This is a genomic window from Kutzneria sp. 744 (assembly GCF_000568255.1).
Lineage (GTDB): Bacteria > Actinomycetota > Actinomycetes > Mycobacteriales > Pseudonocardiaceae > Kutzneria.
This window is the reverse complement of record NZ_KK037166.1, coordinates 9,822,241-9,843,091: the sequence shown is the minus strand read 5'-3', so window position 1 is coordinate 9,843,091 and position 20,851 is coordinate 9,822,241. Positions and strand designations below refer to the sequence as shown.

The window sequence follows — 20,851 nt, the reverse complement described above, 5'->3', positions numbered from 1 at the left end:
TGCCGTCACCTGGCCGTATGGGGTGATCACGGTCCCGTGCTCGTGCGTTGGGAGTACGGCGTCCATCCGCTGCCCATCACCATCCGCATCGGCGCCACCATGCCCCTGACCACGTCGTCGGTGGGTCTCGTCTTCCTCGCCCACCTGCCTTCGGCGCTGACCTCTCCCCTCCTTGGCGACCACGACCCCGCCGGCGTGGCCGCCGCCCGGCAGGCCGTCCTCGACCACGGCTTCGCCCACACCAGCGAGGCCATGATCCCCGGCGTCACCTCCGTCGCCGCCCCGGTCCTGACGGCGTCGTTGCCCCTCGCCGTGGCCTTGGCCCTACCGTCCCGCACCGACGCCACGGAGCTGGCGGCAGTCACCGCCGACCTGGTCGAGACCACCACCCGCATGTCCGCCGAACTCGGCGGCGCCGCCTAGCCCTGCCCGCGCGCTCCACACCTTCGCGCCTCCACCGCCTTCGCCGCCGCGCGACGGCCGATACCCCTTTCGAGCCCGCTCCACACCTCTCCCCCAACCTCCTTCCGCCGCGCGCACCACCACTCCCCCCACCCCCTCTTTTCGCCACATGTGGCGCACAAGTGGCGCTGAAAGCGGACTGTGGCGCACACGTGGCATTTGCTCTCGCAAACAGGGAGGCAGCGGCTGCCACACGCGCTCCGCATGTGGCGCCTGGAGGCAAGTACGGAGCGCATGTGACGTTTGCCTTCGCTAAGCGGGGCCACGACAGGGCCGTCGGGGGTGGCTCACTCGAATCGAGCAGCGGGCGGGTCTCGACAGCGGGATTCACTACTCGTAAGCTCGCTCCACATTGGTGAATCCCAACGGCGGGAGGAACGGTCATGTCCACGAGCGTCGTCGAGGTGTCCGTCGAGCCGGTGCCGGAGGTGCGGGCCGACAAGGTGTGGTTCCGCTGGTGTGCCCGGCACCCGGTGGCGTCGGTGCTGGTCGTCGGGTTCGTCGCCACCCAGATGGCGACCACGCTGGGCTACTTCATGCCGGCGATCGGGCTGCCGGAGCTGCCCTGGCCGCTGCACAACGGCATCGTGGCGGCGCCGAACACACCGGAGGGCACGGCGGCCTCGTACGCGGTGGGGCAGTTCATGCACTACCTCGACGGCATGGCGTTCACGCTGGTGTTCGCCTTCCTGGCCCACCCGAGGCTGCCGTTCCGGGACACCGAGGCCGGCAACTTCCTGAAGGCGCAGGTGTTCTGCACGATCCTGGCGCTGATCGCGATCACGCTGCTGGTGCCGTTCATCTACGCCCCGGGCAAGGGCTTCGGCATCTTCTCGTTCGGCCACGGCTGGCAGTTCCCGTTCGCGGTGTGGCTGTGGCACCTGATCTTCGGCGCGCACATCGGCGCGCTCTACAACCCGGGACGGGTCCGCCGCCAGCTCATCGAGGACCGCGTTTCCGCCTGACCCGATCACGCGCCGAGAAGAGGAGAACCACCGTGCTGGGGAAGATCGCGCTTGAGGAGCACTTCGCGACCGAGGAGACGATCGGCGACTCGCAGCCGTACGCGCCGGCGGAGTCCTGGCCGGAGCTGCGGTCCCGGCTGCTGGACATCCAGGACCGGCGGGTGCGCGAGATGGACGAGAACGGCGTGGAGCTGATGCTCCTGTCGCTGAACTCGCCGGCGGTACAGGCCGTTCCGGACGCCGCCAAGGCGGTCGACCTCGCTCGCCGGGCCAACGACTTCCTGGCCGACGAGGTCGCGAAACGGCCGGACCGGTTCCGTGGCTTCGCGGCCCTGCCGATGCAGGATCCCGAGGCGGCGGCCGAGGAGCTGCGGCGCGCGGTCGTCGACCTCGGCTTCGTCGGCGCGCTGGTGAACGGCTTCTCCGAGGTCGACGAGGACGGCTCTACCACCCACTACGACACCGACGACCACCGGCCGTTCTGGGCCGAGGTCGAGCGCCTGGGCGTGCCGTTCTACCTGCACCCGCGCAATCCGCTGCCCCGGGACGCGCGGGTGTACGGGGAGCACCAGTGGCTGCTCGGCCCGGCCTGGGCCTTCGGCCACGAGACGGCCGTGCATGCCTTGCGGCTCATCGGCTCCGGCCTGTTCGACGCCCACCCCGGCGTGCGGATCGTGCTCGGGCACCTGGGCGAGAACCTGCCGTACGGCCTGTGGCGGCTGGACAACCACAACGCCTGGCACGGCCGGCGGGCGCCGGGCTACCGGGCGCGGCGGGCGGTGGCCGACTACTTCCTGGCCAACTTCCTGATCACCACGTCCGGCAACTTCACCACCCAGACCCTGGTGTCGGCCATCATGTCCCTCGGCTCGGACCGGATCCTGTTCTCCACCGACTGGCCCTTCGAGAACGTCGACCACGCCGCCCGCTGGTTCGACTCGGCCGCCATCAGCGAGACCGACCGCCACAAGATCGGCCGCACCAACGCCCTCCGCGAATTCAACCTCGCCCCCTGAACCCCGAGGGGTTCAGGGGCGGCGGTTCAGGCGCATGGCCTTGAGGCGGAGGCTGGGGCGGGTCAGGGCGCGGGGGTGGCGGAGGAGGAAGGTGACCTCGTCGAACAGGCGGTTCAGCTCCGGGTCGTGCACGGGTGGCCATGGCGACCTGGTTGTTGAACCACTGGCGGATCCGGTAGAAGCGCGGGTATGGCCCGGTGACGTGTGGCAGCTGGAGGTCGGCCCCGGTGGACAACGACCATGCGGCGTCGACGAAGACCTTCTGCCGCGCGAAGAATCCGCGGGCCGGCCGGGAAAGGTCCGGGATGCCGGTAGGTGCGCACGCCCTCGACGACCTCGCCAGAAACGGCGTGGGCGTACTCCGGCGTGAGCTCCTCGCGACAGACCCGGATCAGGTCCTCGATGGTCTGCCCCGGCCGGTGGTCCGCGTAGCCGGCGACCAGCACCAGCCACCGGTCGCCCTCGATCTGGCTGACCGAGGCGCCCGCGCTGGTCGACGACGTCTGCGGCGAGTAGGCGTTGAGCACGAAGGTGTACGGCGGTTCGTCGTCGCGGCGGAAGACGGCGCTGGCGTAGTTGAGGTCCACGGTCATGCGCTGCATCGGCGCCCGCTGCCAGCCAGCCTGCTCCAACCAGTCGCCCAGCCGGCTGGACCGGCCCATGGCGTCCACCACGAAGTCGGCCCGCTCCACGGTTTCCGCGCCGCCGGCCTCGACCCGGACGCTGGTCGCGGCGTCGCCGGAGAACTCGACGATGATCACCTCGTCGGTGCGGTCGGCCAGCACGCGGCCGGCCATCAGCCCGGCGACGCTGCCGCCCATCACCACGGCGCGGTCGAACAGAACGGGTGTGCCGGTGGGCGGCCGCGGATCGCTGAGCCGTTCGAACCAGGCGGAAGTCGACATGATGTTGTCCCCCAACGAATGCGACTCGACTACCCGCCACGTTACGCACCGCAGGCGAAACGTGACCGTTAGTTGCCCGCAAGGGCAGCAGCGAAGCCGCGATCTGTCGGACCCCCTGCGTAGACTCCGACGAATGGGAGTCAGCAGCGCCGTGTTCCACCGGGTCGTGGACGCGCTCGCCGAGGTGGAGAGCTCGCAGGCGCACGACTGGACCTCGTTCAGCGTGCGCGGCAAGCGGTTCGGCTACTACTGGCCGCGGACCGAGACCGTCGGCCTCAAGCAGACCATCACCGAGCAGCAGGCGCTGGTGTCCGAACGGCCCGAGGTGTTCGAGGAGCAGTACACCTCGGGCGGCTTCGGCTGGGTCGTGGTGTACCTGGACGGCATCGAGGCCGACGAGCTGGCCGAGCTGGTGTACGAGGCGTGGCGGCTGAGCGCGCCCGAGGAGCTGGCCGACGGCCTGCCGTTCGCCAAGGTGGCCAAGGCGCTGCCGCGCCGCCGGAGCAAGGTCAGCCGGTGAGGTCCTCCATGCCGATCAGCCCGTCCTGAATGGCCCGCTCCACCAACGCCGCCTTGGTCCGGGCGGGCCGGCCGGTGTTGGCGTACTTGATCCGCACCCGGTCGATGTAGGTCTCCACGGTTTTGATCGACACGCCGAGTTTGCCGGCCACCAGGCGTTTCGAGTCGGACTCGAACCACGCCACCAGCGTCTCCATCTCCCGCTCGGACAGCTGCGGGCGGCTGGGGCGGCGGTCGGTGCTGATCGCGCCGCCCAGCGACGGCGAGGTGTAGGGCAGGTCCGCGGCGGCGGCCCGGATCGCCGGGATGAGATGGTCGGGCCCCTCGGCCTTGGTGAGATAGGTGAACACGCCGAGGTCGAGGCAGGTCAGCACGGTGTCGCGGTCGGAGCGCTGGGAGTAGACGATCACCTGCCGGCCGGCGTCGACCAGCCGCTCCAGCTCGCGGAAGGCCGGCGGCCCGCCGAGCTGGAGGTCGAAGATCACCACCCGCGCCGAGGCGCCGGGCTCGGTCCAGGCCCGGCCGATCCGGCCGTCGGCGTCGATCAGCTCGACCGGGGGTGTGGCGGCCGCGCACCACGCCTTCACCCCGGCCGTGATCGCGGGGTGGTCGTCGATGATCACCGCGGTAATCAGCTCTGCCACGTCGCTTTCACCCACAGGCGGTCCTCGTCCTCAACGGTGGTGATCATCACGGCGCCGTCGGCCCGCGCGGGAATGCCCGCCGCGTCGCCGTCGGCGACCACGCTGACCGACACGCCCGAATCTGTGCCCAGAACCGTAACGCGCGCCCAATTCCGTGCGGTGCTCAGTACCCGCACCGGCGCCTCGGTCAGCCCTCGCCGCACGGCCAGGGACAGCCCGGGCCAGCTGCCCTGCGTCGACAGGTCGACCAGGACTCCCCGCCGCTCGGCCATGTCCACGCACGCCTTGAGCTCGTGCAGCAGGTGGTCGTCGACGTCGTCGATTCCGGCGAACAGCCGCCGCATGCGGGCGGCGGCGATGGCGCAGTCGCGGCGGGTCTGGTCGGCCGCCGGGTCGCGCGAGCCGTCGGCCAGGCCCGTGAGCAGCGGCCGCACCTCGGCTTCCAGCTCCAGCGAGCGCCGGCGACGGTCTTCGTGCAGGCGTGCCGCAATCGCCTCGGACGCCCGCACCGCCGCCTCCGCCTCGGTCGCGCGGGCGGCGGTGCGCGCGGCGTACCGGCACATCCACGTCGCCGCGCCGGCGGTGACCTGGAACGCGCCGATCGTCACGACGTCCGTGCCGACGTTGATCAGCACCAGCGGTGTCAGCTCGCCGCCGAGGGCGAGGTGCACGAAGTTGGTGGCGAAGTGCGCCGCCAGCACGGCCAGCAGCACGCCCAGGTGGTGGTCGACCAGCAGGATGACGGCGATCCAGCCGATGGCGTCGATCGGCCAGTTCGCGTAGCCCGGCACCTCGGCCACCGGGATGAGGGCGTTGACCAGCACCGAGATCGCCAGCGTCAGGCCGAGGGCGGGCCAGCGCCAGGCGCCCCACGACCGGCCGCGCACGATCAGCACGCCTTCGGTGGCCAGCAGCGCGATCAACGTCAGGTAGGCGGCGACGACCGGCCACGCGACGAGGTAGACGTCCAGGTGCGTGATCAGCGCCGGCAGGTCGAGCGCGGTCAGGTCGGCGGTGGCGATGATCAGAATGGCGATCCTGAGGCGTCCTCGCATCCGCTGCATGGTGTCAGCCACGATCCCACTCCAGCCGCACGGTGGTGCCCTCGCCCGGCGCGGAGGTGATCACGGCCCGGCCGCCGGCCGCGGCGAGGCGGTCGACGATGGAGTTGGCCACGCCGCGTCGCCGTTCGGGCACGCTCTCGGGGCGGAATCCCTTGCCACGGTCGGTGATCACCACCGATTCGACGGTGATCACCACCGTCGCCGAGGTTTCGCCGGAGTGCCGGATCACGTTGTTCAGGGCCTCCCGCAACGCGCCGCGGACGGCCGTGGCGATCTCGTGCGGCAACGGCAAGGCATCCGGCGCGGTCAGGTCGACGGCCACCCGGCTCGCGTGGATTACCTCCAGCAAAGCCGGCAACGCGTCTCCCTCGGCGACGTCGAGGTTCTCGCCGGCCAACGCCTCGAGATCCCGCCCAGCCTGCTCGCGAACCCACTGCCGGCTCGAACCGACCTCGCCCAGCCCCACCATCAGCAACGTTGTCGCCGCCGTGTCGTGGAGCATCGCGGCGTGCGCGCGTTCGTCGGCGCGGACGGCTTCCGCCACGGCGGCCTCGCGCCGCGCCGCCACCGCCCGGGATTCCTGCACGTCGGCCGCTCGCGCGGCCTGCACGAGAAGTGTGTTCAGGACACGGGAAAGGATCGCCTGCACGGGCGTCCACGCCCCGATCGCCGCCGCACCGACCCACAGGTCCGGCGCGGTCCACCACGCCCCGACCAGAAACGCCACGGTCACCACCGACGCCGACACCAGGCCCGACACCGGCTTGGTGTGCCACTGGTGGAACACGACGGCGACCGACACGAGCGTGATCACCCAGCCCTGGCCGTTGCCGACCGACAGCGGCGGCACGTCCACGGCTGCAACAACCCGACCACACTCAGCACCGCCACGTCGGCCCAGGCCAGGCCGGGCGGCGGCCCCTGCCACAGCCACCTCGCGTACAGCACGCTCCACGCCGAGACGGTGATCACGATCACCGTGGTCCGCAGCTCGTGGCCCGACGGGGCGGACATCACGCCCAAAAGGCCCCCGACCAGGGCGACGACCAGCCGCGCCACCGCCAGAATGCGCAGCGCGGCGCGCGTCAACTGTCCCTCGACCGACCCACGTGTGGGGTGTTCACCCGACATCATCGGCACGGAGTATGGCGCATCGTTGGTGTCGGACGGGGAACCGCTTGCGGGGGGACACCGGGGCGAGGAGCTGTCCGCGGGGGAGCAGTATCGAAGAGGGGAAGATGGGCTCGGCGAATCTGTGCGCCGAGCCCGTCTGACTTCCTACCCCTCGACGAGACCGGCCAGCGCCGACGGCAGCGTCCCCTTGCAGCACCCCCAGCCGTTGCGTGGCCCGGGTCAGCGCCACGTAAGCTCGGCCGCCCCACGCGGTCCGTCGGCCAGGATCCGGTCCGGATCCACCACCAGCACCGCGTCGAACTCCAGGCCCTTGGTCTCCGAGGCCGGCACCGTGCCCGGCGTCCCGGGCGGCCCGATCACCACGCTCGTGCCCTCACGGCCGGCCTCGTCCCGGACGAATTCCTCGATGGCGCCGGGAAGTTCGTCCGCGGTGACCTTCCGCGACCACGGCGCCACGCCCGAGGCGCGCACCGAGTCCGGCGGCTGGACGCCCGGCGCGAACTCGGCCAGCAGCGACGCCGCCACGGCCATGATCTCGGCCGGCGTGCGGTAGTTGACGGTCAGCGACCGGTAGGCCCAGCGGTCGGCCGCATACGGCTTCAGCATCTCCCCCCATGTGGTGGCGCCGTACACCGACCGGCGCTGCGCGAGGTCGCCGACGATGGTGAAGGACCGGTTGGGGCAGCGCCGCATCAGCACCCGCCAGTCCATTTCGGACAGCTCCTGCGCCTCGTCCACCACCACGTGCCGGTAGGTCCAGTCGCGGTCGGCGGCGGCCCGCTCGGCCAGGTCGCGGGTGTCGACCTCGTCCTGGCGCTCGGCCAGCGACATGGCGTTGACCACGTCCTTGGCCAGCAGCGAGAAGTCGTCGGAGATCTCCTCGCGGTCCATCTCCAGCATGCCCATGACGGCCTCGGCGTACTCGGCCGCCTCCCGCTGCGTGCGGGCCGCGACCGCCGCGGCCGCGCGGTCGGCGGTCTTGTCCCGGCCGAGCAGGTCCACCAGCTCGTCCAGCAGCGGCACGTCCGACACCGTCCACGCGTCGCCCTGGGCCCGGTACAGCGCGGGGTCCGCGCCGGCCCGGCCCAGCCGCGCCTTGGACTCGTACAGCGGCTGCAACAGGGACTGCGGGGTGAGCATCGGCCACAGCGCGTTCAGCGCGTCCGTGAACCGCTCGTTCTCGGCGAGCTGCTTGGTCAGGTGCCTGCGCTGGCTCTCCCACTCCTCCTTGTCGCTGCGGGACAGCCAGCCCTTGGTCAGCCGGCCCAGCGCCCGCTCGGTCAGCACGTAGGTGATGATGTCGGTGAACACGTCGCGGGCCTCGTTGTGCGGCAGGTCGGCGGCCCGCGCCTCCTCGATCGCCCACTCCGCGACCGAGGCGTCGATCCGCAGCGTGATGCCCGACAGCTCGATCGGGATCGGCTCCTCCGGCACCTGCTGGCGGTCGGCGATGGCCGCCTTGAGCACGCCCACGATCGCGAGCGAGCCCTTGACCCGCGCCGCCTCCGGCGTGTCCTCGGCGGTGACGCGCAGGCCCGGCACGTAGTCCCCGGGCGTCACGAACACCACGTCGGACTCGCCCAGCGACGGCAGGACCCGGCTGATGTGGTTCAGGAAGGCCGGATTGGGGCCGACCACGAGGACGCCGTGGCGTTCCATCCGCTCCCGCTGCGTGTACAGCAGGTAGGCGACGCGGTGCAGCGCCACCACGGTCTTGCCGGTGCCGGGGCCGCCCTCGATCACCAGCACGCCCGGGTTGTCGAGGCGGATGATCTCGTCCTGCTCGGACTGGATCGTCGCCACGATGTCCCGCATGCCCTCGCCGCGCGGGGCGTTGACCGCCGCCAGCAGGGCCGCGTCGCCGCTGGCGTCGTCGCCGGGGCGGCCGAGGTCCTCGTCGGTGAACTCGACGATCCGCCGGCCGCGGGTGTGGAACTGGCGCCGGCGGCGCATGCCCTCCGGGTTGGCCCCGGTGGCCACGTAGAACGGCCGCGACGCCGGGGCCCGCCAGTCCTGCAGCACCGGCCGGTAGTCGTCGTCCTCGTCGAACAGGCCGAGCCGCCCGATGTACAGGCGTTCGCCCTGCTGGGTGTCGAGCCGGCCGAAGCACAGCCCGTTGTCGGCGACGTCCAGGCGCTTGGCCTCGCGGCCCATCGCCCGCACCTCGTCGTCCCGCTCCAGCGCCGTGCCGCCCGTCCCCAGCAGCGCGGCCTTGTGCCGGGCCTTCACCCGCACGCGCTCGGCGTCCAGGCGCGCGTAGAGGTCGGCCACGTACTCCCGCTCGGACCGCAATTCGTCCTCGTACCCCTGAGTTGACACAAGCCCCTCACAGTGCCTAAACTGAAAACTAGAGTCGGCGGTACCGCACATCTTCGTGTGGACACGCCGATTTTTTATTGTCCATGCCGTGTCAACCCAGCACGATTTGTGCGGCCGTCGCCGCCCCATCGGTGGGAATTGTCGCAGCGATAGCGGCGGCCCTCTTCTTCGAGGCCAGGGCGGTGCCCAGCGCGTCGGCCAAGGATTCCACGGTCGGCGCCGGACCGTCGTGCGCCGCGCCGATGCCCAGCTCCGCCACCCGGCTCGCCCAGTGGGGCTGGTCCGCGCCCTGCGGCACCACCACCTGCGGCGTGCCGGCCCAGGCCGCCGTCACGGTCGTGCCCGCTCCCCCGTGGTGCACCACGGCCGCCGACCGGCGGAACAGGGCCTGGTGGTTGGCCTCGCCCGTGACGAAGCAGTCATCGCCGGCCGACTCCAGGTCGGCCCAGCCGCGGGACAGCACCATGCGGCGGCCGTGCCGGCGGACCGCCTCCACCACGACTTCGCCCAGGTCGGTCGCCTGGTGCATGGGCATGCTGCCGAAGCCCACGTAGACCGGCGGCTCGCCGTCGTCCAGGAACCGGGCGAGGTCCGCCGGCAGCGGCCGATCGTCCGGCAGCAGCCACGCCCCCGTCTGCACTACCTGGAGCTCGGCCTCGCGCCACGGGCTCAGCACCGGATCGGCCGCCAGCAGCGGCCGATCGGTGATCACGTAGTCGCGGACGTCGTCGACCTCCGGCAGGCCGAGGCGCGCCCGGTCGTTGTTGACCGCCGCCCCGAACAGGAGGTTGATGCTGTCGCGGTCCCAGTCCCACAGGGCCGGGATGTCCGCGCCCGCCGGGAACGGCCGATCGGCGGGTGGTGCGGCGACGGCAGCGTGAGCTGCTGGAACGTCGCGTAGACGTACCGGAGGCCCAGCTTCTCCGCCACCGTCCTCGCCCCCGCGCAGGCCGGCATGACCCCCGACGCCACCACCACGTCGGCCCCGTCGGCCGCCTTGAGCAGCACCTCGTGCTGGTTGGCGATCACCTCCGCCGCCCGCCGCGGCAGGTCCGGCGGGCCCTGCCTCGTCGCCGCCGGCCGCACCTCCTGCCCGAACGGCGCCATCGCCACGCCCATGCCGGCCAGCCGCCGCTCGAACTCCTCGTCCGGCGGCAGGCACACCGTCACGTCCGCCCCCTGCTCACGCAGCCGGACCGCCAGCGCCACCAACGGCTCCACGCCGCCGCGCGAGTCGAATCCCGTCACCACTACACGCACCTGGTTTTCCCCCGTTTTTCGCCGAGTACGACGGCGATTCTGCGGCAGGACCCGGGTCTTGCGGCAAGACCCCCGGTGCGCTATAAGTTGATAGTGGCGGGGAGATCCCCGCCCTTATTTTTGGGCAAATTCCAGCAGATCCGCGTTCAGGCGCCGGGTGTGCGTGAGAAACAGGGCGTGCGCCGCGTCGGTGTAGACCGTCAACTCCGCCCCGGGGATCAGCCCCGCAGTGACCCGCCCGCACAGGTCCAGCGGCGCCGACACGTCGTGCTCACCGTGCACCACCAACGCCGGCACCGTGATCTTGGGCAGCTCCGGCCGGAAGTCGGCGGTCATGTTCGTTTCCACGCAACCGATCGCCGCGTGCAGGTCGACGCTCATGCACTCCCGGACCACCCAGTCCTTGGTCGCCTGGGGCAACTCCCCACCGAAAAACGGCTCGGCGTTCTCCTCGACCCACCCGCCGAAGTCGGTCCGCAGCCGGGCCAGCAACTGGTCGCCGGCGGTCGCCGGAACGCCGTCCGGGTTGTCGGGCCGCTGCCGCAGGCACGGCACCGTCGAGCCGACCAACACGATCTTCGCCACGCGGCTCTCGCCGTGCCGGGTCAGGTAGCGCACGATCTCGCCGCCGCCCATCGAGTGCCCGACCAGCGTGACATCGGTCAGGTCGAGGTGCTCGATCAGCGCCGCCAGGTCGTCGGCCAGCGTGTCGAAGTCGTAGCCCGTGCCGGGGTCGTCCGACCGGCCGTGGCCGCGACGGTCGTAACCGATCGCACGGAAACCGTTGTCCGCCAGGTGGTGCATCTGGTACTGCCACATGCTGCTGCTCAGCGCCCAGCTCGTCACGAACACCACCGGCCGGCCGGCGCCCTGGTCGCGATAGAAAGTCCCGTTCACGTAAGGCATCTTGTCCCCCTTGTTCTCGTTGACGAGGGCAATCCTGCTGGGGGACGGCCGGTTTGGCGATTACGTCTCGGGTAACGGGTCCCGCCCGATGGCCAGGCCGATGATCGTGATCACGGCGGTGACGGCGACGTAAGCGGCCAGCGCCGGCCAACTTCCGGTCCACGCCAACAGTGCCGTGAACAACAGCGGGGCGAGGGCGCCGCCGATGACGCCGGCGAGGGTGTAGGCCAGCGAGCTGCCGGTGTAGCGCAGCCGCACGGAGAACTGCTCGGCGACAAAGGCGCCCTGCGGGCCGTACATCGCGGAGTGGATCAGCAGCGCGACGATCACGCCGACGAACACCCACAGCACGGATTTCCCAGCCACCGCGGGGAAAAAGATGAGCGGCCAGATCGCGGCGGCGATGGCGGCGACGAGGTAGACCTTGCGACGGTTGACGCGATCCGACAGCGCCCCGAAGGCCGGAATAGCCACCACCTGCAACGCCGAACCGACGAGCACGGCGGCCATGCCGACGGCGCGGGGCATGCCGAGCTGCTGGATGTAGGTGAGCACGAAGACCGTGAACAAGGCGTAGTGCACGTCGGGGCAGACCCGGGCCAGCACCGCGGCGAGCAGCCCTTTCCTCTCCTGCTTGAACAGTTCGGTGACCGGGGCGCTCGGGCGTTCGTTGCGCTCGGCCAGCTCGCGGAAGATCGGCGTCTCCTCCAGCCGCACGCGGATCCACAGGCCGAAGGCGATCAGCAAGGCGGACAACAGGAACGCCACCCGCCAGCCCCACGACTGGAACTGCTGCTCGGTCAGCGCGACGCCGAGGATGGCCAACACGCCGTTGGCCAACAGGTTTCCGACCGGCGGACCGACCTGCGCGGCCGAGGCCCAGAACCCGCGCCGCTCCGGCTCGCCGAACTCGCTGGACAGCAGCACCGCGCCGCCCCACTCGCCGCCGATGCCCACGCCCTGCACGAAACGCAGGCACACCAACAGGATCGCCGCCGTCCCGCCGATGTCGGCGTAGGTCGGCAACACTCCGATGAGGACGGTCGCCAGGCCGGTGAGCAGCAGAGTGCTGACCAGCACCCGTTTCCGGCCGATGACGTCGCCGAGCCGGCCGAACACCACGCCGCCGAGGGGGCGGGCGACGTAGCCGACGGCGTAGGTGGAGAACGCCAGCATGGTCGCGGTCAGCGGATCGCCGCCGGGGAAGAACAGCGTGCCGAAGATGGTGGCCGCGGCGACCGAGTACGCCGCGAAGTCGTACCACTCCAGGGAGGTCCCGGACAGGCTCGCGGCGAAGGCCCGCCACAGCGCCCTTCGGTCAACAGCGGTGTCAGCCATGTGGCATATTCTATGTATACAAGATGCATGCGCAAGGGAGAAGTCGTGAGCGAACTGACATTTGAGCTGGTCAACGGCCAGAAAGTCACCGTGTTCGTGCGGTCCGCGCTGAACGGTGGCTACGCCGGACGCAGCCAGGACGACGTCGCCGCGCACGTCGCCGAACTAGCCGAACTCGGCGTGCCCGCGCCGACCACCACCCCGTGCCTCTACCCCGTGGCGCCCTATCTCGTCAGCCAGGCCGACTCCGTGCCCGCCCAGCACGGGCACACCTCCGGCGAGGCCGAGTGGGCCATGATCGTCACCCATGACGACGTGCTGCTGACCGTCGCCTGCGACCACACCGACCGCGACCTCGAAGTGCACGGCGTCGCCTGGAGCAAGCAGGCCGCGCCGGACATCGTCGGCCGGCAGGCCTGGCGGCTGTCCGACGTCGCCGACCGCATCGACTCCCTGACGCTCACCGCCTGGGTCAGCGACGGCGAGTCGTGGACCGAGATCCAGCGCGGCACCCTCGCCGAGCTCCTCACCCCGCAGTACTGGCTCGACGCGCTGCGCTCCCGTGACCTGCTGGAGCCCGGCACCGTCCTGTTGTCCGGCACCATCCCCATGCACCCCGGCGTCGACCAGTTCGGCGCCTCCTGGCGCGTCGAGCTGGGCGATCCCGCCACCGGCGCCGTCATCCGCTGCCAGTACGACGTCCGGCGCCTGCCGGATCCGGTCGCGTAAGCGCGTCCTTTCGGGCGGCCGGAGTACCCGGGCCCCGGCCGAGGCATCATCATCATTCTCGACCCCGACGACTCTGGAGCCGAGATGGATCTCAAGCGCTTCTTCTTCCGGCAGGCGCGCAAGGCCGAGGTCGGCGCCTTCCACGCCGTGGAGACCAAGGTGAAGGCGGCCAGCACCACCGCCCTGGTCACCAGCTTCGTGATGGACCTGGTGGCCAAGTACGTGTTCCCCGACGGCGTGCCCGGCTGGGCCACCGCCGTGATCAGCGGCGCCGTGGTCGGCGGCCTCACCTTCGCCGCCGGCTGGCTGGCCAAGCACACCCCGCGCCTGCCGGCGGAGACCGCCACCACTCCCCCGGCGGCCCCGGCCGCCTAGATCGCGTCCAGGGCGCGCAGGAACGCCTCCTCGCTCACCACCGCCACGCCCAACTCCCGGGCCTGCTTGGCCTTGCCCGACAGGGAGTCCGGGTCGGCGGCGGCGACCACCCTGGTCTTGCCGCTGACCGATCCGGTGACCCGCAGCCCGGCGGCCACGGCCCGTTCGACGATCTCCTCCCGGGCCCGACGCATGGTGCCCGTGAGCACGATGCGGTCGCCGGGCCGCAGCACGAGGCCGCCGACCGTCACCTTGGAGTCCCCGGTCTTCTCCTGCGCGAGCACCCGCTCCGCTTCAGCGGCGTCCAGCCCGAGCAGCGTCGCCACCGTCTGCACGTCACGGCGTTCGTCCTCGGTCAGCACGCCGTCCGCCCACGCCGCGCGGGCCAGTTCGCGCAGGTAGCCGTGGTGCACCGCGAGCGCCTCCGACCGGTGTAGGCCGAGGTCGTCGGCCAGTGCGATCAGCGCGTCCGCCTCCGACGCCGAGATCCGCCGGTCCAGCAACGCCGCGTCCAGCATGGCGAAGTACGCGTCGACCATCGGCTCCTCGTCGCGCGGCATCCGTTCCACCAGCCGGGCCAGGAAATGCGGTTCGACCTGCCCGATCGGCGTGCGCCGGAACGGCGCGACAACACCTGTTGTCAACGCCGGCCACGGCCAGCCCACGGTGCGTCGGTGCTGCTCGGTCGTCCGCACGGCTTCGGGGCGGGTGGTCAGGATGTGCCGCAGCAGGGCCGCGGCCGCCATGGCGTCGTCCCTTGCCGTGTGCCAGTTCATCTCCGGCAGCCCGGCCGAGGCGCAGCAGTCGATCAGCGATCGCCCCGACCCCGGCAGCGCCTTGCTGGCCGCCCGCATCGTGCACAGGCCGCCCAGCGGCTCCAGCGGCGCCTCGATGCCCACCCGCTCGAACTCCGCCCTCAGGTGCATCGCGTCGAACGGCCAGTTGTGCGCCACCGGGATCCGGTCGCGCAGCCGCTCGACGATGTCCCCCGCCATGTCCGCGAACCGCGGCGCCCGCCGCGCGTCGGCGGCCCGGATCCCGTGGATCGCCTGCGGCCCGAGGTCGCGTTCCGGGTTGAGCAGCGTGCACCACTCGTCGGTCACCGTGCCGTCCGCGTCCACGTGGATGACGGCGATCTCCGCGATCCGGTGCCGGAAACCCGGCAACAGCCCGGTCGTCTCCGTGTCGATCACCGCGTACGTCACAGCGGCAGGCGCTTCGCCTCGGCGGTGAGCACGGCGGACAGCCAGGAGGGCGGCAGCGGCTCGGGAGCGCCGTGGGCCGCGCGGACGGGCCGGCTCCGGCCCTTCACCTGCTCGGTCTCCAGCCACAGGCCCACGAGCCAGCGCAGCAGCCGGGACGCGGTCTGTGCCGCCGCCTGCGCGGCGGTGGCGCGGGAGGTGGCGTGGGAGGTGGCGTGGAGGGCGGACAGCTGCCGGAGGGCGTCGAAGTCGGGCGGAATCACGTCGAAGTCACGGATCCAGTGCATCGGGCCGTCCAGGCGGGCGAACGCGTGGCGGCGGGCGACGGTCTCGCGGAAGCTGTCGATCGGCGAGAAGACCTGGGCGGTCCACCAGGGGCCGGTGTCGAGGCCGGCGACGCCGGTCAACCGGGTCATCAGCACGGGCACGTCCTCCGGGTCGCGCGAGGTGATCGCGCGCCGCTCCAGCAGGGCCAGCACGCGGCGTGCGGCCTCGACATCGCCGAACACCTCGGCCTGCGGGAAGGTCCACCAGCCGGTGGGCGAGCCGTGCGGATCGACGTGCCAGATCACGATCTCGTCGCCGGCCGCACCCGGCCCCAGCGCCACCACCGCGCTGCCCGGCGCGGACAGCTCCGCCGGCGCCGCGCCGACGACGGCGATGTCGTCGAGCACTTCGGTCATGGTCCCCTCCACACAGATCAAGAACGACCATCCATCCGTCAAACGACACGGAGCGTTACATTCCGCAGGTCCAACCGACCGGGAGGCCGCACGGGCGTTGCTCCGACCGCTACCCTCTCTCCCCGAAAGTTGACGGAGGAGCTGATGTGAGGCCGTTAGGGACGTCCGACCCGGTGGCAGTGGGCCAGTACCGGACCATTGCCCTGCTGGGGCGGGGCAGAACGGGTCGGGTGCTGCTGGGCGTCGCGCCGGACGGGCGGCTGGTGGCCCTGCGGCTGCTGCATCCGGCGCTCGTGCGGGACGAAGGGTTCCGCCGCGAGGTGATGACGGCGCGTGAGGTCACGGGCCCGAACACCGCGCCGATCGTCGACCGGGATCTGGACGCGCCGGTGCCGTGGGTGGCGACGGTGTTCGTGGCCGGTCCGTCGCTGCGGCAGGCCGGCCGGCTGCCGGCGGAGTCGGTGCTGGTCCTGGCGGCGGGCATGGCGGCGGCGCTGGCCGAGATCCACGGCGCGGGCCTGCTGCACCGCAACCTGAACCCGGCCAACGTGCTGCTCGGCGAGGACGGCCCCAAGGTCGTCGACTTCGGCCTCACGCACGGCCCCGGCCTGGCCGGTTCCCCCGGTTTCATCGCGCCGGAGCAGGCGGCCGGCCAGCCGTCGTCCTGGGCCAGCGACATCTTCGCCTACGGCACGGTGCTGTACACGGCGGCGACCGGCAGGAGCCCCTTCGCGGCGGGCACGCCGCAGCAGACGCTGACCAACGTCATGCAGCTGGAGCCGGATCTCACGCCGGTGCCGGACACCCTGCGCTGGATCATCGGCCCCTGCCTGTCCAAGGACCCGGCCCGCCGTCCCGCGCCCGGCCAGATCCTGGAAGCCATCGGACACCAGCAGATCCACCCGTGGCCGCAGGCGGTGCAGGACATGATCGCCCGCCGCAAGGCCGAGGCCGCCCGCACGGTCAGCGAGCCGCCGACGCCGGGCACGCCGCCGCCGACCGTGGAGACGCCGGAGGCGCGGCGCAAGACCGCCACCATCGTCGGCGCGGTCATCGTGTTCACGGTCTTCGTGACGGCCCTGGCCGGTGTGCTGCTGGCCTTCGGCGGCGGCCCCCGCACGGACGCGGCGACGACCACCAGCAAGGCGCCGCCGGTGACGACGCAGGTCCTGCCGACCACGACAACGACGACCACCACGACCACAACCACCACCACCACGACGACGTCCGCGCTGACCGCCCTCCAGGCCGGCGTATGGTACACGATCACCAATACGGCGACCGGCAAGTGCGTGGACGCGTCCGGCGGCGGCCGGAAGGACGGCACCCCGGTGGTGTCGTACAGCTGCGCGTCCGGCAAGGACAACCAGCAGTGGCAGTTCATCCCCACCGCCAACGGCTTCTTCCGGGTCGCCAGCCGCCGCGCCCCGGCGCTCGGCCTTGACGTCGAGGGCGGCGCGGGAGCGGTCGCGGACGGCACGCACGTGCAGCTCTGGACCTACGGCGGCGGCACCAACCAGCAGTGGAAGCCCGTCGACCAGGGCAACGGCGCCTTCGAACTGGTCGCCCAGCACAGCAATGCCTGCCTGGACGTGACCGGCGGGTCGAGCGCGGACAACACCCGGTTGCAGCAGTTGCAGTGCACCGGCGGGCCCAGCCAGCTTTTCGCGGTGGCACCAGCACAATAGAGGCCATGACTCCAGACGTCGTCGAGTTGCTGCGGACGGGCCGGTTCGCCGAGGTCCACGGGCTGCTGGCGCCCCAGCTGCGGCCGCTCGCGTCGCCGGAGGCGTTGGAGGCGGCGTGGACGGCCGCGCTGGCCGAGAACGGCGCTCTCACGTCTACCGGCGCGCCGGTCACCGAGCAGGGCGTGACGCGGGTGGTGCTGGAGTTCGAGCGCGGGCGGATGACGCTGGTGACAGCCGAGGGGCCGGACGGCCTGGCCGGACTCCAGCTGGCCCCGGCCAGCGCCTCGGAGCCGATGGCACCGTGGGAGCCGCCGTCCTATGTGGACACTTCTACATTCGAAGAGCAGGACGTCGCGTTGTACGGGGTGGAAGGCACGCTCAGCCTGCCCTTCGTGAGCGGCCCGGCCCCGGCGGTGGTGTTGCTCAGCGGCTCGGGGGCACACGACCGTGACGAGACGATCGGGCGCAACAAGCCGCTCAAGGACGTCGCGTGGGGCCTGGCCAGCCGGGGCATCGCGGTGCTGCGCTTCGACAAGGTCACGTACGGGATGACGTCGGCCCCGGCCGATTTCACCGTGTACGACGAGTACGCGCCGGCCGCACTGTCGGCGTTCGCGCTGCTGCGGGAGCGTGCCGACATCGGGCCGATCTACCTGCTCGGCCACAGCCTCGGCGGCACGATCGCGCCCCGCATCGCCGCCGCCGAACCGGCGATCGCCGGCCTGATCCTGCTGGCCGGCGCGGCACAGCCGCTGCACTGGGCGACGGTGCGCCAACTCCGGTACATCGGCGCGGCCGAGACGACGATCGAGGCCATCACGCAACGGGCGCAGATGGTCGACAGCCCTGCGCTTTCCGCCAACACCCCCGCCACCGAGCTGCCGTTCGGCGTGCCCGCCCCGTACTGGCTGGACCTGCGGGATTACGACGCGCCGGCCACCGCCGCCCGCCTGGACGTGCCGATGCTCATCCTCCAGGGTGGCCGCGACTACCAGGTCACCGTCGACGACGACCTCGCGCTGTGGCAGGCAGAACTAGCGGACCGTCCCAACGTGACGGTCCGGGTGTACGAGGCCGACAACCACATGTTCTCGCCGGGCAGCGGCCCGTCGACGCCGGCCGAGTACGAGCCGGCGCAGCACGTGGATCCCGAAGTGGTGGCCGACATCGCGGACTGGCTCACTGGCTGACCAGTCCCCCGTCGACGGCCAGCGCCTGCCCCGTCACGAAGGACGCCTGGTCGGCCAGCATCCACGCCGCGGCCTCGGCGATCTCGCGTGGATCGGCCGGGCGGTTGATCGGCTGCATGGCGGCGATCTGTGCCTCGGTGACCGCGCCGGTAGCCACGACCTGGTGGTACATCCCGGTTTTCACCGTGCCGGGGCAGATCGCGTTCACGCGGATGCCCTGCGTGGCGTACTCCAGCGCCGCCGCCTTGGTCAGGCCGATGACGCCGTGTTTCGCCGCCACGTAAGCGGAAAGCCTGAGCCCCATGCCGACCAGGCCGGCGGTCGAGGAGGTGTTCACGATCGCCCCGCCGCCGATGGTCAGCATGTGGCGGATCTCCGCCCGCATGCACAGCCAGACGCCCATCAGGTTGGCGTCCATCACACGGTCCCAGTTGGCCCGGGTCGACTCCGCCACCGACTCGAACGCCCCGTCCACGCCGGCGTTGTTGAAAGCCCCGTCGAGCCGGATGTAAGCGTCGACCACCGCCTCCACCATGGCCGTCACGTCCTCCTCTTTGGACACGTCGGCCACGAAGGGCAGGCCGCCGAACAACTCCGCGGTCACCTTGCACGTGTCGCCGTTGATGTCGACGAGCAGCAGCCGCGCCCCGTGTCCGGCGAACACCTCCGCCGCGGCCCGGCCGATGCCGGAGCCCGCTCCGGTGATCAGCACCGACTTTCCGTCAAGCATGGGTCACCTGTTTCTCAAGTGGACGGTCATGGGCAGCCGGTCGAGATGCACGATGCTGCTGACCACGGTCCGCGGCCGGCAGCGCGCGGGCAGCGTGAGCCGGCGGTCGGCCACGATCGCGGCAAGGGTGATCTTCATCTGCGTCCAGGCGAAGTGGTCGCCGATGCACAGCCGGTTGCCCAGGCTGAACGCGCGCTGCATCTCCTCCGTCGCGGCGTCGCCGAGCCAGCGATCGGGATTGAACCGCAACGGTTCCGTGAAGATCTTGCCGTTGCGGTGCACCGCCGCCGGGCTGTAGATCACCTCGCTGCCGGCCGTGATGTCCACTCCGCCGAGGGTCGTGGGCCGCACGGCCCTCCGCATCAGCAGCCACAGCGGATGGTGCAGCCGCAGGGTTTCCTGCACGAAGGCGTCGATGAACGGCATCCGCTCCGGATCGCCACCGGCCGCGTCGACCTCTTCTTCCATGCGCCGCCGCAGATCCGCGTTGGCACCCAGCTCATACAGGGCCCAGACCAGTGATCAAGGCGCTGGCGACCTCGCGAACCTCCGTGCCGGGCGTCAGTTCCGCCCGCCACTTGGCGCAGATCACCGCCGTCATCATGGCCAGCTCGGTGGTGGCGAAGATCTTGCCGATGCACTGGTAGGCCCCGGCCGCGAACGGGATGTAGGCGTTCTTGGGCAGCTTCGCCGCGTTCTCCGGCAGCCACCGGTCCGGATCGAAGCGCTGCGGGTCCGGGAACCAGCGGGCGTCGTGGTGCAGCAGGTACGGGCTGTAGATCATCTCCGCGTCGGCCGGGATGGCCAGGCCGCCGGCCGACGTCTCCTTCAACGTCCGAGTCAGCTCGCGCATGCCGTGCTTGATCGCCTCCGCCGTCTCTTCTGTTGCCGTGAAACGGAACAGGCTGCGGGTCAGCGCCGTCAGCGCCAAGTCGTCCATCGCCTCGTCGGCCTGGACGACCTCGCCGTCATGCCACTTCTGGACCGCTTCCTCCGCCGCCGTGCGCATGATCGTCGAATATTCGACGAGGCGCTCCCGGCTGAACACCGGTTGCAGCAACGTCCGCAGCCTTCGGTGCTCATCGACCGAGGCCGTCGCGATGCCCTCGCCCAGGCCGGGCTTGAGCCGTTCGAAGCACAGGCCCCGCTTGTAGTCGATGTCGCCCGGCACCAGCACGTCCCGCACGGCGTCCGGATGCGCCACCACGTACACCGGAAGTGTGCCGAACCCGATCTTCACCACCGCGCCGTATTTGGCCAGTCCTGGCAGGAATCCCAGCGGTGATCGCTGGATCGGCACGATGTGCCCCAGCAGCGGCCACCCGCCCGACGCCTCCGGCGGGCCGCCGACCGCTTGGCACCCCACGAGCGAACGTTCGACCACCCCCACTCGGACACCCCCCGTTACCCGACCAGAACCACCCCCGCGAGTCACGCTCTCGGACACACCGAATGTCGGTTTCGGACACAACCGAGCCTCGGGTCTCACCTATGCCCGAAACCGTGTTTCGGTGTGCCCGAGAGCGGGACTCGCCGGGTTCGCTTGACTCGGCGAAGTGTGAGTGGTTTATTACTCCTATGCCTCGGACGCGACCACGAACGCTCTCCACCTCGGAGGAACGAAGGGAGACCGTGCTGCGCACGGCCGTCGAGACCTTCGCCAGCCGTGGCTACTACGGCACCACCACCACCGAGGTCGCGACTCGAGCCGGCATCTCGCAG

The 20,851-nt window shown here is 71.2% G+C and carries 21 protein-coding genes and 2 pseudogenes; 9 read left to right on the top strand and 14 right to left on the bottom strand.

Translation table 11 applies throughout. From position 1 onward, the window contains the following. The 3 genes from KUTG_RS45065 to KUTG_RS45055 form a co-directional block, all read left to right on the top strand. A partial coding sequence (locus KUTG_RS45065) for an IclR family transcriptional regulator (protein ID WP_369794589.1) occupies positions 1-423 on the top strand: 423 nt, incomplete at its 5' end. Positions 424-845: 422 nt separating this feature from the next. Further along, entirely contained in the window at positions 846-1,427 is a 582-nt protein-coding gene (locus KUTG_RS45060; RefSeq protein ID WP_043726002.1) for a hypothetical protein, read from the top strand. A 32-nt stretch (positions 1,428-1,459) separates the two neighbouring features. After that, the gene (locus KUTG_RS45055) at positions 1,460-2,443 is read left to right on the top strand and encodes an amidohydrolase family protein (RefSeq protein WP_043726000.1); all 984 of its coding nucleotides are present in this window, start codon (positions 1,460-1,462) and stop codon (positions 2,441-2,443) included. A gap of 113 nt (positions 2,444-2,556) precedes the next feature. Here KUTG_RS45055 and KUTG_RS45050 read toward each other — a convergent pair whose 3' ends face one another. Beyond that, the gene (locus KUTG_RS45050) at positions 2,557-3,348 is read right to left on the bottom strand and encodes an NAD(P)/FAD-dependent oxidoreductase (RefSeq protein ID WP_043725997.1); all 792 of its coding nucleotides are present in this window, start codon (positions 3,346-3,348) and stop codon (positions 2,557-2,559) included. A 133-nt stretch (positions 3,349-3,481) separates the two neighbouring features. On the opposite strand from KUTG_RS45050, the gene KUTG_RS45045 reads away from it, so the two are divergent. Beyond that, complete coding sequence (locus KUTG_RS45045; RefSeq protein ID WP_043725996.1) at positions 3,482-3,868, top strand: MmcQ/YjbR family DNA-binding protein; 387 nt, start codon at positions 3,482-3,484, stop codon at positions 3,866-3,868. Here the strand turns inward: KUTG_RS45045 and KUTG_RS45040 are convergent. The 8 genes and pseudogenes from KUTG_RS45040 to KUTG_RS45005 form a co-directional block, all read right to left on the bottom strand. After that, complete coding sequence (locus tag KUTG_RS45040; protein ID WP_043732893.1) at positions 3,858-4,511, bottom strand: response regulator; 654 nt, start codon at positions 4,509-4,511, stop codon at positions 3,858-3,860. The two genes, KUTG_RS45045 and KUTG_RS45040, sit on opposite strands and share 11 nt — an antisense overlap. Continuing rightward, on the bottom strand, positions 4,499-5,566 hold the full coding sequence (locus KUTG_RS45035) for a hypothetical protein (RefSeq protein ID WP_198047541.1): 1,068 nt from the start codon (positions 5,564-5,566) through the stop codon (positions 4,499-4,501). Before KUTG_RS45035 ends, KUTG_RS45040 begins: the two co-directional genes overlap by 13 nt. A 13-nt stretch (positions 5,567-5,579) precedes the next feature. Continuing rightward, positions 5,580-6,431 carry a sensor histidine kinase gene (locus KUTG_RS54770; protein ID WP_052396159.1) on the bottom strand — a complete coding sequence of 284 codons (852 nt, stop codon included), beginning with the start codon at positions 6,429-6,431 and terminating at the stop codon, positions 5,580-5,582. Next, on the bottom strand, positions 6,386-6,664 hold the full coding sequence (locus KUTG_RS45025; RefSeq protein ID WP_043725992.1) for a hypothetical protein: 279 nt from the start codon (positions 6,662-6,664) through the stop codon (positions 6,386-6,388). Before KUTG_RS45025 ends, KUTG_RS54770 begins: the two co-directional genes overlap by 46 nt. A gap of 189 nt (positions 6,665-6,853) precedes the next feature. Next, positions 6,854-9,028: pseudogene (gene helR, locus KUTG_RS45020) on the bottom strand (RNA polymerase recycling motor ATPase HelR). A 91-nt stretch (positions 9,029-9,119) separates the two neighbouring features. Continuing rightward, a pseudogene (locus KUTG_RS65780) lies at positions 9,120-10,288 on the bottom strand (glycosyltransferase). Positions 10,289-10,402: 114 nt separating this feature from the next. Beyond that, positions 10,403-11,185, bottom strand: coding sequence for an alpha/beta fold hydrolase (locus KUTG_RS45010; protein WP_198047539.1), 783 nt, complete (start codon positions 11,183-11,185; stop codon positions 10,403-10,405). A 69-nt stretch (positions 11,186-11,254) separates the two neighbouring features. After that, positions 11,255-12,532 carry an MFS transporter gene (locus tag KUTG_RS45005; RefSeq protein WP_043725987.1) on the bottom strand — a complete coding sequence of 426 codons (1,278 nt, stop codon included), beginning with the start codon at positions 12,530-12,532 and terminating at the stop codon, positions 11,255-11,257. A gap of 45 nt (positions 12,533-12,577) precedes the next feature. On the opposite strand from KUTG_RS45005, the gene KUTG_RS45000 reads away from it, so the two are divergent. Together KUTG_RS45000 and KUTG_RS44995 are read left to right on the top strand one after the other, a co-directional pair. Beyond that, positions 12,578-13,261, top strand: coding sequence for a DUF2848 domain-containing protein (locus KUTG_RS45000; protein WP_157495232.1), 684 nt, complete (start codon positions 12,578-12,580; stop codon positions 13,259-13,261). A gap of 84 nt (positions 13,262-13,345) precedes the next feature. Then, on the top strand, positions 13,346-13,636 hold the full coding sequence (locus tag KUTG_RS44995; protein ID WP_043725982.1) for a hypothetical protein: 291 nt from the start codon (positions 13,346-13,348) through the stop codon (positions 13,634-13,636). Here KUTG_RS44995 and KUTG_RS44990 read toward each other — a convergent pair. Together KUTG_RS44990 and KUTG_RS44985 are read right to left on the bottom strand one after the other, a co-directional pair. Continuing rightward, positions 13,633-14,841 (bottom strand): exonuclease domain-containing protein, encoded by a 1,209-nt coding sequence (locus tag KUTG_RS44990; protein WP_043725980.1) that lies wholly within the window; start codon positions 14,839-14,841, stop codon positions 13,633-13,635. The two genes, KUTG_RS44995 and KUTG_RS44990, sit on opposite strands and share 4 nt — an antisense overlap. After that, positions 14,838-15,521: a DUF6218 family protein gene (locus KUTG_RS44985; RefSeq protein ID WP_043725978.1), complete on the bottom strand. Its 684-nt coding sequence runs from the start codon at positions 15,519-15,521 to the stop codon at positions 14,838-14,840. Before KUTG_RS44985 ends, KUTG_RS44990 begins: the two co-directional genes overlap by 4 nt. Positions 15,522-15,667: 146 nt before the next feature. Here KUTG_RS44985 and KUTG_RS54765 point away from each other — a divergent pair, with 146 nt between their 5' ends. Then, positions 15,668-17,209, top strand: a complete 1,542-nt coding sequence (locus KUTG_RS54765) for a serine/threonine protein kinase (RefSeq protein WP_198047538.1) — start codon at positions 15,668-15,670, stop codon at positions 17,207-17,209. A 5-nt stretch (positions 17,210-17,214) separates the two neighbouring features. Continuing rightward, a complete protein-coding gene (locus tag KUTG_RS44975) occupies positions 17,215-18,399 on the top strand; it encodes an alpha/beta hydrolase (RefSeq protein WP_043725976.1) in 1,185 nt (394 codons plus the stop codon). On the opposite strand, the gene KUTG_RS44970 is transcribed toward KUTG_RS44975, so the two are convergent. The 3 genes from KUTG_RS44970 to KUTG_RS44960 are packed head-to-tail and all read right to left on the bottom strand — an operon-like array spanning position 18,389 to position 20,495. Next, positions 18,389-19,129, bottom strand: coding sequence for an SDR family oxidoreductase (locus tag KUTG_RS44970; RefSeq protein ID WP_043725974.1), 741 nt, complete (start codon positions 19,127-19,129; stop codon positions 18,389-18,391). The genes KUTG_RS44975 and KUTG_RS44970 overlap by 11 nt on opposite strands. A 3-nt stretch (positions 19,130-19,132) precedes the next feature. Next, positions 19,133-19,597, bottom strand: coding sequence for a cytochrome P450 (locus KUTG_RS44965; RefSeq protein WP_052396157.1), 465 nt, complete (start codon positions 19,595-19,597; stop codon positions 19,133-19,135). A gap of 31 nt (positions 19,598-19,628) precedes the next feature. Further along, positions 19,629-20,495 carry a cytochrome P450 gene (locus tag KUTG_RS44960; RefSeq protein WP_198047537.1) on the bottom strand — a complete coding sequence of 289 codons (867 nt, stop codon included), beginning with the start codon at positions 20,493-20,495 and terminating at the stop codon, positions 19,629-19,631. Between the two features lie 86 nt (positions 20,496-20,581). Between KUTG_RS44960 and KUTG_RS66750 the strand changes: the two genes are divergently transcribed. Further along, positions 20,582-20,851: TetR/AcrR family transcriptional regulator (locus KUTG_RS66750; RefSeq protein WP_157495705.1), on the top strand; the 270-nt coding region annotated here is incomplete at its 3' end.

Coding starts and splice junctions, on each gene's coding strand:
- KUTG_RS45060 (WP_043726002.1), top strand. CDS start 846: ATGTCCACGAGCGTCGTCGAGGTGTCCGTCGAGCCGGTGCCGGAGGTG.
- KUTG_RS45050 (WP_043725997.1), bottom strand. CDS start 3,348: ATGTCGACTTCCGCCTGGTTCGAACGGCTCAGCGATCCGCGGCCGCCC.
- KUTG_RS45045 (WP_043725996.1), top strand. CDS start 3,482: ATGGGAGTCAGCAGCGCCGTGTTCCACCGGGTCGTGGACGCGCTCGCC.
- KUTG_RS45035 (WP_198047541.1), bottom strand. CDS start 5,566: ATGCGAGGACGCCTCAGGATCGCCATTCTGATCATCGCCACCGCCGAC.
- KUTG_RS45005 (WP_043725987.1), bottom strand. CDS start 12,532: ATGGCTGACACCGCTGTTGACCGAAGGGCGCTGTGGCGGGCCTTCGCC.
- KUTG_RS44995 (WP_043725982.1), top strand. CDS start 13,346: ATGGATCTCAAGCGCTTCTTCTTCCGGCAGGCGCGCAAGGCCGAGGTC.
- KUTG_RS44985 (WP_043725978.1), bottom strand. CDS start 15,521: ATGACCGAAGTGCTCGACGACATCGCCGTCGTCGGCGCGGCGCCGGCG.
- KUTG_RS44975 (WP_043725976.1), top strand. CDS start 17,215: ATGACTCCAGACGTCGTCGAGTTGCTGCGGACGGGCCGGTTCGCCGAG.
- KUTG_RS44970 (WP_043725974.1), bottom strand. CDS start 19,129: ATGCTTGACGGAAAGTCGGTGCTGATCACCGGAGCGGGCTCCGGCATC.
- KUTG_RS44965 (WP_052396157.1), bottom strand. CDS start 19,597: ATGGAAGAAGAGGTCGACGCGGCCGGTGGCGATCCGGAGCGGATGCCG.